The organism is Ohessyouella blattaphilus (assembly GCF_024721265.1).
Taxonomy (GTDB): Bacteria; Bacillota; Clostridia; order Lachnospirales; family Lachnospiraceae; genus Aequitasia; species Aequitasia blattaphilus_A.
This window is the reverse complement of sequence record NZ_JAMXOC010000016.1, coordinates 60,852-74,689: the sequence shown is the minus strand read 5'-3', so window position 1 is coordinate 74,689 and position 13,838 is coordinate 60,852. Positions and strand designations below refer to the sequence as shown.

14 protein-coding genes are annotated in these 13,838 nt (G+C 44.4%); all 14 read right to left on the bottom strand.

The genetic code is table 11. From position 1 onward, the window contains the following. Positions 1-641: 641 nt before the first annotated feature. Complete coding sequence (locus NHH16_RS10765) at positions 642-944, bottom strand: Dabb family protein (protein ID WP_262069608.1); 303 nt, start codon at positions 942-944, stop codon at positions 642-644. 21 nt (positions 945-965) lie between these two features. Then, a complete protein-coding gene (locus tag NHH16_RS10760; protein WP_262069607.1) occupies positions 966-1,319 on the bottom strand; it encodes a CoA-binding protein in 354 nt (117 codons plus the stop codon). A 13-nt stretch (positions 1,320-1,332) separates the two neighbouring features. Then, the gene (gene radA, locus NHH16_RS10755) at positions 1,333-2,685 is read right to left on the bottom strand and encodes a DNA repair protein RadA (RefSeq protein WP_262069606.1); all 1,353 of its coding nucleotides are present in this window, start codon (positions 2,683-2,685) and stop codon (positions 1,333-1,335) included. Positions 2,686-2,741: 56 nt separating this feature from the next. Beyond that, entirely contained in the window at positions 2,742-3,155 is a 414-nt protein-coding gene (locus NHH16_RS10750) for an endosialidase (protein ID WP_262069605.1), read from the bottom strand. 60 nt (positions 3,156-3,215) lie between these two features. Beyond that, the gene (locus NHH16_RS10745; protein WP_262069604.1) at positions 3,216-5,651 is read right to left on the bottom strand and encodes an ATP-dependent Clp protease ATP-binding subunit; all 2,436 of its coding nucleotides are present in this window, start codon (positions 5,649-5,651) and stop codon (positions 3,216-3,218) included. A gap of 14 nt (positions 5,652-5,665) precedes the next feature. Beyond that, positions 5,666-6,034, bottom strand: coding sequence for a GntR family transcriptional regulator (locus NHH16_RS10740; RefSeq protein WP_262069603.1), 369 nt, complete (start codon positions 6,032-6,034; stop codon positions 5,666-5,668). A 98-nt stretch (positions 6,035-6,132) separates the two neighbouring features. Then, on the bottom strand, positions 6,133-7,251 hold the full coding sequence (gene ald / locus NHH16_RS10735) for an alanine dehydrogenase (protein WP_262069602.1): 1,119 nt from the start codon (positions 7,249-7,251) through the stop codon (positions 6,133-6,135). 264 nt (positions 7,252-7,515) lie between these two features. After that, a complete protein-coding gene (gene purD, locus NHH16_RS10730) occupies positions 7,516-8,787 on the bottom strand; it encodes a phosphoribosylamine--glycine ligase (protein ID WP_262069601.1) in 1,272 nt (423 codons plus the stop codon). 8 nt (positions 8,788-8,795) lie between these two features. Continuing rightward, the gene (purN, locus tag NHH16_RS10725) at positions 8,796-9,428 is read right to left on the bottom strand and encodes a phosphoribosylglycinamide formyltransferase (protein WP_262069600.1); all 633 of its coding nucleotides are present in this window, start codon (positions 9,426-9,428) and stop codon (positions 8,796-8,798) included. Continuing rightward, entirely contained in the window at positions 9,422-10,447 is a 1,026-nt protein-coding gene (purM, locus tag NHH16_RS10720; RefSeq protein WP_262069599.1) for a phosphoribosylformylglycinamidine cyclo-ligase, read from the bottom strand. Before purM ends, purN begins: the two co-directional genes overlap by 7 nt. A 16-nt stretch (positions 10,448-10,463) precedes the next feature. After that, positions 10,464-10,976 (bottom strand): 5-(carboxyamino)imidazole ribonucleotide mutase, encoded by a 513-nt coding sequence (purE, locus tag NHH16_RS10715; RefSeq protein WP_262069598.1) that lies wholly within the window; start codon positions 10,974-10,976, stop codon positions 10,464-10,466. A 16-nt stretch (positions 10,977-10,992) separates the two neighbouring features. Beyond that, a complete protein-coding gene (locus tag NHH16_RS10710; RefSeq protein ID WP_262069597.1) occupies positions 10,993-13,038 on the bottom strand; it encodes an aminopeptidase in 2,046 nt (681 codons plus the stop codon). Then, on the bottom strand, positions 13,038-13,385 hold the full coding sequence (locus NHH16_RS10705) for a DUF6142 family protein (RefSeq protein WP_262069596.1): 348 nt from the start codon (positions 13,383-13,385) through the stop codon (positions 13,038-13,040). The genes NHH16_RS10710 and NHH16_RS10705 overlap by 1 nt, the downstream gene beginning before the upstream one ends. Further along, positions 13,378-13,833 carry a VanZ family protein gene (locus NHH16_RS10700; RefSeq protein WP_262069595.1) on the bottom strand — a complete coding sequence of 152 codons (456 nt, stop codon included), beginning with the start codon at positions 13,831-13,833 and terminating at the stop codon, positions 13,378-13,380. The genes NHH16_RS10705 and NHH16_RS10700 overlap by 8 nt, the downstream gene beginning before the upstream one ends. Positions 13,834-13,838 lie beyond the last annotated feature (5 nt).

Sequence of the window (13,838 nt, the reverse complement as noted above, 5' to 3'; positions counted from 1 at the left end):
TGTTAAGCACGCCGCCAGCGTTCATCCTGAGCCAGGATCAAACTCTCGTTAAAAGGACTTACGATTGGTATCTCACAATCGTTATGTCCGTTGACGCTCCGCATGCTCTTAGCGAGGTCTCCCACGAGCTTAGTGCTGTCGGAGCTTCCCGTCTGAGATGCTTTGCATCTATTAAAGTTTAAAACTGTTCAGAATTAACTACTAGCTAATTCTTTCCCGTTTTACTGTTAATTTTGGGTGAGAAAAATGATAAATCATTTCTCTCGTGTTCTTAAAAATTTTTCTCTAATATAGCTTAAAGCCGTCAGCTCGAAACCAAGTTTCTCGCTTCCGTTTGCTTCGCAAATAATTCCCTTCGTTTCGCTTTCGAAAATGTGTAAACACCTTTTCTCTAGCTCACTCATGTCATTGCTTTTAAGCTATTCAAAATTTTCAGGTTTGTTGTCTATTGTTCAATTATCAAGGTTCTGTTTTTGCTTTGTTTGTGGCTGCCTCGTCAGCAGCAACTCAGTTATAATAGCACGGGCGTCGATTCAAAGTCAACATCTTTTTTCACTTTTTTTTAACTTATTTTTTTCTTGTGAGAAATACCCATCTTATTAACCTTTATCGACACCCGAATAGTGCACAATTATTACCTTTTACTCCACATAATCTAAGCAAGCTCTTTCAAATACAAAAGGACGCACATAAGTATCCGCCGCCAAAACGTGATCTGGGTGCTTGGCATAGACCGCAATATCCTCTGCTTTTTCATGAGTAGATACAAGACCGATTTGATGCGTACTAGAAGCTAGCGGCATTTCAATATACTTTGCATCCACAAGCCCTGGCACCTTTCCAACTAAACCTTCCAAGCTTTCTTTCATTGCTTTCTTTAGTGCATCTTTTTCCTCTTCGGCAATTTCTGGTTTGAAATTCCACATTACTACGTGTTTTACCATTTCCTTTTCTCCTTTACTTTTTTACTTATAAAGACTTAAGCCCACTAAGGCACATCCTTCTAAATAGGGGATATCCTGTTCTTGCAAAAAGGCAATAATCTCTTCACTTTCTGCTCCTGGTTGAATTAAGACACCCTTTACTGACCGCTTATTTTCTTTCAATAACTTGATACCTTTTGCTGGATGAATACAAAGATCGATAATATCAACTTCGCCCGGAACCTCATTTAAAGACGCTAGTTCTTTCCCGACAGCATAAACAGTATAGCCCTTTTTCAATAATTCGTTCTTAATCTTATACGCATACTTCGCTTCATTTACTGTATCACCTACTACCACAAAGCTTTTCTGCGCCATTATCTCTTTTAGTTCCATAGAAGTTCTCCTCTCAGATAAGATTATTCAGTTCACCAATGCCGCCTACCCCGATTAGCTCAATACCTTTTATTTTATCAAGACCTTTTAAAGAAACCTTCGGTAAGATACAGGTCTTAAATCCGAGTTTCTTGGCTTCTAGTACCCGTTGCTCTGGCATATTTACTGCCCGAATCTCACCGCTTAAGCCCACTTCACCAAAGACCATTGTCTCTTCATTAATCGGTTTGTTCTTATAACTAGAGATAATTGCCATCACTACGCCTAGATCAGCCGCGGGTTCGTTCATCTTGATACCACCAGCTACATTGACGTAGGCATCGTAACCGGCTAAGTGTAGACCCATCCGCTTTTCGATAACCGCCATCAAAAGATTCACCCGGTTATAATCAATCCCTGCCGCTGTTCTCCTAGGCATATTAAAGTTGGTACTACAGACAAGAGCTTGAATTTCCATCAGTACTGGCCTGGTCCCTTCCATGGCGCAGACCACCACCGAACCAGAAGCACTAAGGGGACGACCACTTAAAAGAAATTCTGACGGATTCTCTACTTCTACAAGTCCTTCGCGCCTCATTTCAAAAACACCGATTTCATTAGTCGAACCAAACCGGTTCTTAACTCCCCGCAGAATTCGGTAGCTTGCATGGCGATCTCCTTCAAAATAAAGAACGGTATCCACCATGTGCTCTAGCACTCTAGGACCTGCCACCGTCCCTTCTTTGGTCACGTGACCAACGATAAAAATAGAAAGCTCTAGACCTTTTGCCATCTGCATTAAAATATTGGTAGACTCCCGCACCTGACTCACACTGCCTGGCGCTGAGGTCACATCTTCGTTATACATCGTCTGAATCGAATCGATAACCACTAGTTCTGGCTTTTCCTTTTCAATCACATGACGAATGGTGCCTAAATTAGTTTCGCATAGTAATAGAAGATGCTCAGTGAAATCGCCAATACGATCTCCTCGTAATTTGATCTGCCCAAGAGACTCTTCGCCTGAGATATAAAGAACTTTACGCTTATTGTTACTCAGATTGCGACAAACCTGTAATAAGAGTGTAGATTTTCCAATTCCTGGGTCACCACCCACTAACACCAAGGACCCGGGGACGATACCACCCCCGAGCACCCGGTCTAACTCCTTATTATACGTGCTCATTCGCACTTCATCGCCGCCGGTTACTTGTGTCAGCGGAACCACCTGAGCCTCTTTTACACTCTGGCGATCCTTTTGCTTGACCGTCGTAACTTTCTCTTCGACGAAGCTATTCCATTCGCCGCACCCAGGGCACTGCCCTAGCCACTTTGTTTCTTCATGGCCACAATTCTGGCAGAAAAAAACACTTTTTGCTTTAGCCATTAACTACTCCCAACATGTTAAGAAAGGGGCCGTATTACCAGCCCCTTTGCTTCTCGTTATTTCTTTGCAACTTCAACAAGGATTTCTTTACCCGGTTCTAATTCCACGCTTAAGACTAATTTACCACTTAAGTTCGTGTTCATGTCGCCGACATTTACCTCGTCCATATAGACAACATACTCGCTGTCCGCTTCTAATTCTAGGGTTAACTGAGCGTCTTGCTCTCCACTTACGATAAAAGATACCACTTGCTCACCGGCTTTAAATTTTTCCACTCTCGTTCCCGGCACACTTTCATAGACGAACATTCCGTTTTTTTCCAATTTGGTAATCTCTTTAAAAGTCTTTACTTTATAGATATCACCTTGAAACTCAAAATCTTCTACTTTCGACTTTTTGTCTAATGTGTAATCACCGAATCCTAGCGTCTCGTCATTCCCCGCCGCAAGCAGCGCCTTATCTAATGCCATTTTACTTTTTCCTCCTAAAATAGGTTAATTGATTGGCTTACATTATATCGCAAAACCAATCTATTTTGTAGTCTTTGAGATAAATTTAATTTCTTTTTTAGAGACCGTTACATCCACCAACGAATCCCGCTTGATTTCTCCGCTTAGAATCGCCTCTGCTAGCCTGTCTTCTAATAAATTCTGAACTCCCCGGCGCAGCGGTCTCGCTCCGTACTTCATATCCTTGCTGGAAGAGACAATCAACTTCTTCGCTGCGTCCTTAATTACTAAGGTAATGCCTAGCTGTTCTTTCGCCCGCTTCACCAGTTCTTTACACATCAAGCCAACGATCTGCTTCAAGTCGCTTTCACTTAATGGATGGAAGACGATAATTTCGTCGATACGATTTAGGAACTCCGGACGGAAAATCCGCTTAATCTCCGTCATCACGTTACTCTTCATCCGCTGATAGTCTTCCTTTGCGTCTTCCTTGACATTGAACCCTAGTTTCTTCGGATCGATAATCGCTTTGGCTCCCGCATTTGAAGTCATAATAATTATCGTATTGGAAAAGTCCACCTTTCGTCCTTGGGAATCGGTAATTCGTCCATCATCTAATACCTGCAACAAAATATTAAAGACATCCGGATGGGCTTTTTCTATTTCATCAAAGAGAATTACGGAATAGGGTTTGCGCCGCACCTGCTCGCTTAGCTGACCGCCGTCATCAAAGCCCACGTATCCTGGAGGTGAACCAATCATCTTCGAGACAGAATGCTTCTCCATATATTCAGACATATCCACCCGAATCATCGAGTTCTCATCACCGAAGACCGCTTCTGCAAGGGCTTTTGAAAGCTCTGTCTTACCAACGCCTGTAGGTCCCAGGAAGAGGAACGAACCGATGGGACGATTAGGATCTTTTAGACCGACGCGGCCCCGCTTAATGGCCTTTGCCACTGCGCCAACTGCCTCATCCTGACCAATCACCCGCTTATGCAAAGTGCTTTCTAATTTCTGAAGACGGAGTCCCTCCGATTCATTTAGACGCGTCACCGGCACCCCTGTCCACTGGGAAACCACATCGGCAACGTCTTGCTCGGTAACGGCCACTTTTCTATTTTCATTCTTTTTCTGAAAACGCTTTCTCGCACTGGTAAATTTCTTCTTCAAAGCTTCCCGCTCTCGGCGATAGCCGCTAGCTGCCTCTAGATTCCCGGCAATAATTGCCGCTTCTATCTGGTTTGTCAATTCCACGATGTCATTCTCGCTAGTATAAAAGCTCGCCGGCACCTTGAAGCCGCGCAGACTCACTTTTGAACACGCCTCATCTAGCACATCTAAGGCTTTATCTGGTAAGAACCGGTCGTTAATGTAGCGAGTGGAAAGGCGAACAGCCGCACTTAAGGCTTCTTCGTCTATCGCAACCCGGTGATGCTCTTCGTACTTTTCCTTCAGACCTTCTAAAATCAGCAAACCTTCCGCTTCCGTTGGCTCCTCCACCGTAATCGGCTGAAAACGGCGTTCAAGAGCAGCGTCTTTTTCAATGTGTTTGCGGTACTCTGTAATCGTCGTCGCGCCAATTAATTGCAACTCCCCGCGGGCTAATGAAGGTTTGAGAATGTTAGACGCATCAATGGCACCTTCCGCACCACCAGCTCCGATAATCGTATGAACCTCGTCTAAGAAAAGGATAATGTTACCGGCATTCTTCACCTCGTTAATTAGGCGTTTCATCCGCTCTTCGAATTCTCCGCGGTACTTAGAGCCAGCAATCATCCCTGCTAAATCCATCGTCATAATTCGCTTATCGCGAATTCCTTCTGGCACTGCGCCGGAGGCGATTTGACTAGCAAGTCCCTCGATAATCGCGGTCTTACCTACTCCTGGTTCACCGATAAGACAGGGATTATTCTTTGTCCGCCGACTAAGGATTTGCATGAGCCGATTAATCTCTTCTTTTCTACCGATGACTGGATCTAACTTTCCTTCCGAAGCTAGGAGGGTCAAGTCTGTCCCGTACTGGTCAAATACCGATTCACCAGAGTTAGGCCCTGCCATACCTTCTTCCATAAATTCTTTCGCATCTATGCCACTGGCCGTAAGCAATTCGGCATAAATCTTTTTAATTGCCACATTTAAAGTGGATAGAATCCGAGAAGCCACCGAGTCATTCTCCTGTAGTAGCGCTAACAGCATGTGTTCTGTCCCTACCTCCTGAGACTTAAGCGAAGCCGCTAGCTGCTTGCTTTCCTCCAAAATCTGTAATAGCTTCGGGGAAAAACCGCCAGGGTCAGCAACTGCCACCAGACCTACTGGCGCCACTAGCTCATTGATAACTCGTAAGATATTGCCCTCTAGTACACCGTTACTAGAAAGCACCTGTCCCGCTACACCTGTATAGACTTTACAAAGGGCGAGCAAGAGATGCTCTGTCCCCACATAAGGATGATTTAAGTCCTTGGCTGTCTTTTTCGCCACCTGTAACACCTCTGTGGCTTGTTTTGTATAATTCATGTCTAACTTCCTCCTTATTCAAATTCAGCAAACACTTCATCTAAGAGCTCTTGCAATTCCAAGCGACAGATATTTTTGCAATTACTCCTAGCAACAATCATGCGAAAGTGTTGCCTAATCTCTTCTTTTAGTTCTTCTTTATCATCAGATACGGCAATAACCGCTCCTCGCCGACGATCCAAACGAATATAGCCTTCTACCTTTAACAGACTGTAGGCCTTATTCACCGTGTGCATATTGATTCCGAGAGTATCTGCTAGTTGTCGTACCGAAGGCAGGGAATCTCCATCTTTTATATTATTGAAAGCAATCTCGGTGATGATTTGATTGCGTAGCTGGATGTAAATCGCTTCTGGACTGTTAAAATCAATTTCGATATACATGGCGTCTCCTTTCCCTGTTCTATATGATGTATAACAAATTTTACCACAAAAAAAGAGACCTTACAACGGGGTAAGGTCTCTTAAATCGTTAAGTTTTTCTAAAACAGTCCTTTTGGATCTACGAATTCATAAGCATCACCGAAGCTTTCCGCTACACCTAGGTGAGTTAATTTACCATCGTAGGTATTGATTGCTGAATAAATGTAGTTATTGTCTTTACAAGCCTTCTCTAGACCCTTGTTAGCAATCTGTAGACCGTAAGCTAGAGTTGCGTTGTTAAGAGCAATGGTTGAAGTTCTCGGAACTGCTCCTGGCATATTGCCTACGCAGTAGTGAACCACACCGTCTACTTCAAAAATAGGATCATCGTGATACGTTACCTTCGTCGTCTCGCCACAACCGCCTTGGTCAACAGCTACGTCTACGAAAACAGCGCCTGGTTTCATCTCTTTTAAGTATTTCTTCTTAAAGATCTTTGGAGCTGCTTTTCCTGGAATAAGGACAGCGCCGACAACAACATCAGCTTCTCTTACTTCGTTCTCGATATTGGCATCGTTAGAAACCATGGTCTGAATACGAGCACCGAAGATATCGTCAAGATAAGCTAAGCGTTGCAAGTTAATATCCATAATGGTAACATCTGCGCCCATACCAACAGCGATCTTACATGCATTTGTACCAACGGCACCGCCGCCAAGGATAACTACTTTACCTTTCTTCGTTCCCGGAACACCTGAAAGAAGAACACCTTCACCGCCAAAAATCTTCTCTAAGTACTTTGCTCCCTCTTGAACAGCCAAACGGCCAGCAATCTGGCTCATCGGTGCTAGAAGTGGAGTTCCCCCAGTATGGTCAATCAGTGTCTCGTAAGCTACACCCTTAACCTTTGCCTCTAACAGAGCGTCTGTCTGTGGCTTGTCTGCTGCCAAGTGTAAGTATGTATAAAGGATTAAGTCTTTTCTAAAGAGTGGATACTCAGCTGCTAAAGGCTCTTTTACCTTTACCATCATGTCTACGGTATCCCATACTTCTTTGGCTGTCTTTACAACCTTCGCCCCTGCCTTCTCATACTCTGCATCCGTAAATCCTGAACCGAGCCCCAAGCCTTGTTCCACGATTACTTCATGCCCTGCGCTAGCATATACTTTAGCAGCGTCAGGAGTCATGCCTACACGAAATTCTTTTGCTTTGATTTCTTTTACACATCCAACTTTCATCTCTTACCTCCTAATGTACGTTTCCTGTGAATGCTTCCATTCGACAGCGTTATCTTACCTATATTCAATGTAGCACAAATTAAACTGTTGTACAATAATAGTTAAAAACATATCAATTCTGTTTTTTAGAGCTTTCTCCTTAATTATTCAGTATAGTTAGTTTTTTAACACAAATTAATATCAGTAAAGCTATTTTTCGCCCTAAGAATAGTGTGTCGCCTAAAATAGAATTTGGGCTCTGACATAGTCAGAGCCCTCACCTACTTACGCCTCGTCTATCGCTTTTCCGATATCCGTACGCATATATTTATTATCAAACTTCGCCCACTCCGTGGCTTTGTAAGCGTTTGCTCTGGCTTCTTTTAAGTCTTTCCCTTTTGCTGTAATGCCAAGCACCCGGCCACCATTCGTGACTAACTTACCGTCTTTAAAAGCGGTTCCCGCGTGGAAGCAGTAATAGCCTTCGTGTTTGTCAAATTCGTCTAAACCGGTAATCTCAAGACCCTTTTCGTAATCAAGTGGATATCCTGCTGATGCTAACACCACGCAGACCGCGGCGTTGTCTTCGAATTCTAACTCGACTTGATCAAGGGTACCGTCGATACACGCCTCGATAACATCGATTAAGTCATTCTTCATTCGCGGTAGACAAACCTGAGCTTCCGGATCGCCAAATCTAGCGTTGTATTCTAATACTTTAACACCTTCGTCCGTCAGCATTAAGCCGAAGAAGATGATTCCTTTAAATTCTCTTCCTTCTGCGCGCATGGCATCTACCGTCGCTTGGTAGACATACTTCTCACAGAATTCTTCTACTTCCTTCGTATAGAAAGGACTGGGTGAAAAAGTTCCCATACCGCCGGTATTGAGACCGGTATCACCGTCACCTGCCCGCTTGTGATCTTGAGCACTGGTCATGGTGCGAATCGTCTTACCATCCACAAAAGAAAGTACGGATACTTCTCTTCCTGTCATAAATTCTTCGATGACCATTTCGTTACCAGCATCGCCAAACTTCTTATCCATCATAATCGTTTGTACGCCTGCTTTTGCTTCTTCAAGGTTCTGACAGATCAAAACACCTTTTCCTAAGGCCAGGCCATCGGCCTTTAGCACAATCGGAAACTTAGCCGTCTCGAGATAAGCGAGAGCGGCTTCCGGATCGGTAAAGTTCTCGTAACCGGCGGTGGGGATATTGTATTTTTTCATTAAATCCTTGGAAAAAGCTTTCGAGCCCTCAAGAATTGCCGCATTCTTTCGCGGTCCAAACGTACGAACGCCCACAGCCTCTAGTTCATCAACCAGTCCACCTACTAGAGGATCGTCCATTCCTACGATACACAAATCGATTTCTTTTTCCTTAGCGAAATCGATAATTTTAGCAAACTCCATGGCACCAATCGGTACACACTGGGCATATTCGGCTATACCTGCGTTTCCCGGGAGACAATACATCTCGGTTACCTTGTCATTTTTCGCTACACAGTACGCAATTGCATGCTCTCTTCCGCCGCTTCCTACGATCATTACCTTCATCCGTCTACTCACTCCTTTTCCTTAATTCTAACCTGGTTACCTTCTATTTCTAGCCGGTCGTTGGCAATCAAATTAATCGCCTCCGGTAAAATCTGCCACTCTGCCTCTTCCATCACCCGTCGCTGCAAGGTCTCGGGGGTATCCCCTGGATCTACCATAACGCTTTTTTGCAAAATAATCGGTCCGGTGTCCGTACCCTCATCGACAAAGTGTACCGTTGCCCCCACAATCTTCACTCCTCTGGCAAGGGCCCCTTCATGAACCTTTAGCCCGTAAAAGCCGGTTCCCGAAAACGCCGGAATCAAAGAGGGGTGGATATTAATAATACGGTTCTGATATTCCTTAATCATCGCCGGCGGGATTACTACTAAAAATCCAGCCAGGACGATTAGATCCGGAGCCATCTCCCTAACCGTTTCTAAAAACGCCTCGTTAAAAGCCCCCCGATCTGCATACTCCTTCGGTGAAAGGCAAAGGGCTTTGACCCCGCGCTTTTTTGCCCGTTCTAGGGCATAGGCATTTTTATTGTTGCTAATAACCCCTTCTACCACCGTGTTTTTAATTAGACCGCTATCAATACCATCAAAAATAGCTTGTAGGTTCGTTCCCCCACCGGAAACTAAAACCAACACTTTTAGCATAAGTCGATTCCTTTCTCGCCAGCCACAACTTCTCCCACAACCGTTGCTTTTTCACCAGCAGCGCCTAAGGCTTCTAAGGTGGTGTTCACATCCGCAGGATCTACGGCGATCATCATGCCAATTCCCATATTGTAAGTGCTATACATATCTTGATCAGAAATACCGCCGGTTGCTTGCAACAGCTTAAAAATCGGCAATACTTCATAACTATCTTTTTTCACCACTGCCCGCACGCCATCTGTAAGCATCCGGGGAATATTTTCGTAAAAGCCGCCACCGGTAATATGGCTACACGCCTTAATCCGGACTCCCGCTTCTTTCACACTACGTAGAGCCTTGACGTAGATTTTCGTCGGCGTAATCAGGGCATCACCTAAGGTGGTGCCTAGTTCCGCGTACTCTTTTGCTAAAGCTTCCTTATTCATTTCAAAGACTTTACGCACTAGGGAAAAACCGTTGCTGTGAACGCCGCTAGAAGGAATGCCAATCAGCACATCCCCAGCCTTTAAGTCTTTACCGGTGATTAGGTCTTTTTCATCCACAATGCCCACAGCAAAGCCTGCCAAATCGTACTCATCCTCTGGGTAAAATCCTGGCATCTCCGCCGTCTCGCCACCAATCAGGGCCGCATTTGACTGTTTACAGCCATCGGCTACCCCTTTAACAATCTCCGCAATCTTCTCTGGGAAGTTTTTGCCACAAGCGATGTAGTCAAGGAAAAATAATGGTTCCCCGCCAGCACAAGCGATGTCATTTACACACATTGCCACACAGTCGATACCGATGGTATCGTGACGATCCAGTAAAAAGGCTAGTTTTAGCTTTGTACCTACCCCATCTGTTCCCGACACTAACGTGGGTTTTTCCATATCCTTAAAAGACGCTAGAGAGAAGGCTCCCGAGAAACCGCCAATATTTGACAGCACTTCTTTTCGCATCGTCTCTTTCACATGCTCTTTCATCAGTTCCACGGATTTATAACCCGCCTCGATATCAACTCCTGCTTTTTTGTAATCCATAGCTCAAACCTCTCCTTTACATTTCCCTAATATATTCGTTGTATCCCATTTTATCTAACTTATCCGCCTTAGCACTAACTGCGTCTTTCATCTCTTTCCCGTAATCCTTTAATCGCTCCAGCAACGCACTGTCGCTAGTAGCCAAAATCTTCGCTGCTAGAACCGCCGCATTCGCCGCCCCATCGATAGCCACTGTGGCTACCGGAATTCCTGGTGGCATCTGGACGATTGAGTAGAGGGCGTCTACCCCGTCAAGATTCTTTGAAGAAAGAGGCACCCCGATCACCGGCAAAGGGAAGATAGCCGCGCACATCCCTGGAAGATGAGCTGCCATTCCTGCACCTGCAATAATTACCTGAAACCCTTTTCCTTCTGCACTCTTTGCATAGTCAAAAAATACATCCGGCATCCGATGCGCCGAGATAATCGTGATTTCATAATCGATATCTAATTTTTCTAGCATATCGGCTGCTTTCGACATAATCTTTAAGTCTGAATCACTTCCCATTACTATTCCTACTTTTGCCATTTTCTTTCTCCTTCTCTTACACTTCTTTATTCATTAATGGTTCATTTAAAATCTCGGTTCCCGGATAGACAAACACACCGTCTTTAATCAGTAAAACGTCCTCCCCCTCTGCCCTTACCACCGCTAAACTACCAATCTCATCATAAGGAATGGTAATATCTGTATGGCAGTTAAAGTACGCCTTTTGCACATCCTCTTTCCTTAGCAAGGAACAGGCATTGTCTCTAGCCACAATTTCCTTGCCATCTGGATTGTACACTGGAATCTCTTCACTCCATGAATAACACGTATCCCCAAGAGCAAAGTGGGGTCCCATTTTCTCCGCAATCAAGATAGGAAACTTATCTTCTATTCCGTACTTCCTAGCGACCGCATAGGCTAAGGTGTTGGTACCAATCGCAAATTCTCCAAGCGGTAACGTCTCTCGGTTATATAAAATATTTTCTTTAATATACTGCCTGTTCTCTGACTCACTGTCAAAGTTGGTACAGGTATAATCGGTCACCATTCCGTCGGTGAGGGTAATCTTTAAATTCTCAAACTGCAACTCGTTTAAATACACCTGGCTGACGTGAAGAACGCCACTAGTGCCCGCTAGCACCGGCGAAGTAAAGACCTCGCCCACCGGAATATTAACATCCGCGACACAGTTTTCAAAAATCGTCTCTCGCTGAGGGTCTTTTAACTTCCAGAGGTTAACCGTTAGATCTGTCTGGTTATCACCACTGCCGATAATCCGTACCGCTTCCCCAGTATCGAGAGCGTCGATCAAACTCTGTTGAACCTTTTGGTATAACTGGTAATCCAACGTATTGATTTTAATCACATCGGCAAAGATCTCCGCAAATTCAGGCCCAATCTCCGGGGTAGGATAAGCGACGATGGTAAAGCTCCGCTCTTCCCGGGGAATGTACGTATTCTGAATTGACGCCGCCTTCATTTCATATGTTTGCAAAAGCTCTTCCTGCTCCTTGGTGTACGCCAGGCTACTTTCTTTCTTCTTTAGCGGTGTAAACTCTTCGCCAAAGACCTCAATAACCGCCGGACCTGCTAACAGCCTCTGCAAATCCCCGTGGTGTTCGAAGGTGGTCTGCATCACTTCTAGCTTACGCTGCACGTACTTTTTATCGAAAAAGAGCCCTTGGTCAAAACGGTGGTCATAATCAAATTGCTTATTGACGATTCCGCCGTATACTCCGACTTTAGACATTCCTTGTTTTAGCAGGGCACTGCTAGCCGCTCTTTGAATAACCGGTTTTAATCCCATTTCCTTAAAGTTTGCGATGGCTTTAATAATCACCCGTTCAAACCCTAGGACGAAGCGAAGGCTCACTGTACCTTTAATGGATAAGTCCTTACCGGTAGCTACAAAGCCCAGTCGATACCCTTCTGTAAATACGGAAGCCATCTTCGTAATCGTCTCTTCCGGTAGCTGATTTATAAAAGTCGCTAGTGCTAATTGCTCCTCGCCTACGTATTCACCGTAACCGTATAGATAGCGCAAATCGTCCTTTTGATACGCCTTAAGCACCGTAAAGGCAATTCCCGACTCGGGAGTGGCCCCAGCTATTAAGCGGTCGGCGAGGAAAACATCGAGATAGTCGCTGGCATGCCAATAAATCGCTTGCTGGAGACTCTTTTTTGTAAGTTCGCCTTGACGATATAAAGTATATACCAAGGTAAAGAGCTCATAGATAATCGCTAAGTATTCCTCTTGCCCTTCATAAGCACTGGGAATGGCTATGCGGACCTCCGCTGCTAAAAAACAAAGGTGAGAAGCTAGCTCCTCGCCTAGACATTCCCTGGCATAATCCGGATTACAAAAGCTACTTTCGTAATTCTCACCGCGAATATCTTCGTAGAGACTTTGATTATCTTCTTTAAGTTCGTTTACGTCACGTTCTAAGTAATTCCCGGCGTTCACCTTTTGATACACCCTGGTGGTCTTCTCCAAAAAAGTAGCCACTTGCCTAAAGTAAGTATCTAGGGGCATATCCGTGTTCGCTTCCCGAATGATTTCCGTTATTTTGTCCATCCCTAAAGCAAGACGTTCCTTAACCATCAAAATAACCCCCTTACAAAGATTAGCAATAGTCCCAGTAAAACCAGACCGTTTAAGCCAATGCCTACTTTGCAGAAAAATGTGCTTTTTTGCTTTTCCTTAAAGCCGGCAATCCCGTAGCGAATCCCGCGGATGGCTAGGTAGCCAATCAGGATAACCACAATTGCTGCTAGCATATTCACCTCGCCAGCCACTAAGAAGGACATGAGCAACACCAGAAATAAAAGCACCAGCGTGAGCACTCCCATAATAAAGGATTTAAGCCCCCCTCTGGCATGCTCTAATCTTTCCCTGCCATACTTTGTCCAGATTACCTTCTTTTCTTTATTCGCGCCTCTTTTAGCCACCAAAAAATCTCCTGATTCCCGCACAAATCGCGTAAAAAATGTAACCGATAATGCCGCCTAATGTATTTAAAATAATATCGTCTACGTCAAAGCTTCCCACCATAGTAATTAACTGAAAGCACTCAATTCCCAAGCTTAGTAGAAAGCTTAGAAGTAAAGTGAGGAAAAAACTTTTATTCCGGCTGCCCATCGGTAAGAAAAAGCCAAACGGAATAAAGATGAAGACATTGCCGAATAAGTTTGTAATCATGGCAAAAAGTCCTACTTCATGCCGATAGTCCCAAAATCTCCTAATCTCTTTAAGAGGTACTAGATTGTAATGAAAGGTATCGTAGGCTTGCCTGCCGTACCAATCCGAAAAAATCAAGAACCAAATCAGAAAAATAACGTATAACACAAATAATATTTTACCCCAGACCCGTGAATGGCTGGATTTCTTTTTACTCAAATTTA

Bases quoted from the DNA above. Each gene is read 5' to 3' on its own strand.
- NHH16_RS10765 (WP_262069608.1), bottom strand. From the start codon at position 944: ATGGTAAAACACGTAGTAATGTGGAATTTCAAACCAGAAATTGCCGAA.
- NHH16_RS10760 (WP_262069607.1), bottom strand. From the start codon at position 1,319: ATGGAACTAAAAGAGATAATGGCGCAGAAAAGCTTTGTGGTAGTAGGT.
- radA (WP_262069606.1), bottom strand. From the start codon at position 2,685: ATGGCTAAAGCAAAAAGTGTTTTTTTCTGCCAGAATTGTGGCCATGAA.
- NHH16_RS10750 (WP_262069605.1), bottom strand. From the start codon at position 3,155: ATGGCATTAGATAAGGCGCTGCTTGCGGCGGGGAATGACGAGACGCTA.
- NHH16_RS10745 (WP_262069604.1), bottom strand. From the start codon at position 5,651: ATGAATTATACAAAACAAGCCACAGAGGTGTTACAGGTGGCGAAAAAG.
- NHH16_RS10740 (WP_262069603.1), bottom strand. From the start codon at position 6,034: ATGTATATCGAAATTGATTTTAACAGTCCAGAAGCGATTTACATCCAG.
- ald (WP_262069602.1), bottom strand. From the start codon at position 7,251: ATGAAAGTTGGATGTGTAAAAGAAATCAAAGCAAAAGAATTTCGTGTA.
- purD (WP_262069601.1), bottom strand. From the start codon at position 8,787: ATGAAGGTAATGATCGTAGGAAGCGGCGGAAGAGAGCATGCAATTGCG.
- purN (WP_262069600.1), bottom strand. From the start codon at position 9,428: ATGCTAAAAGTGTTGGTTTTAGTTTCCGGTGGGGGAACGAACCTACAA.
- purM (WP_262069599.1), bottom strand. From the start codon at position 10,447: ATGGATTACAAAAAAGCAGGAGTTGATATCGAGGCGGGTTATAAATCC.
- purE (WP_262069598.1), bottom strand. From the start codon at position 10,976: ATGGCAAAAGTAGGAATAGTAATGGGAAGTGATTCAGACTTAAAGATT.
- NHH16_RS10710 (WP_262069597.1), bottom strand. From the start codon at position 13,038: ATGGTTAAGGAACGTCTTGCTTTAGGGATGGACAAAATAACGGAAATC.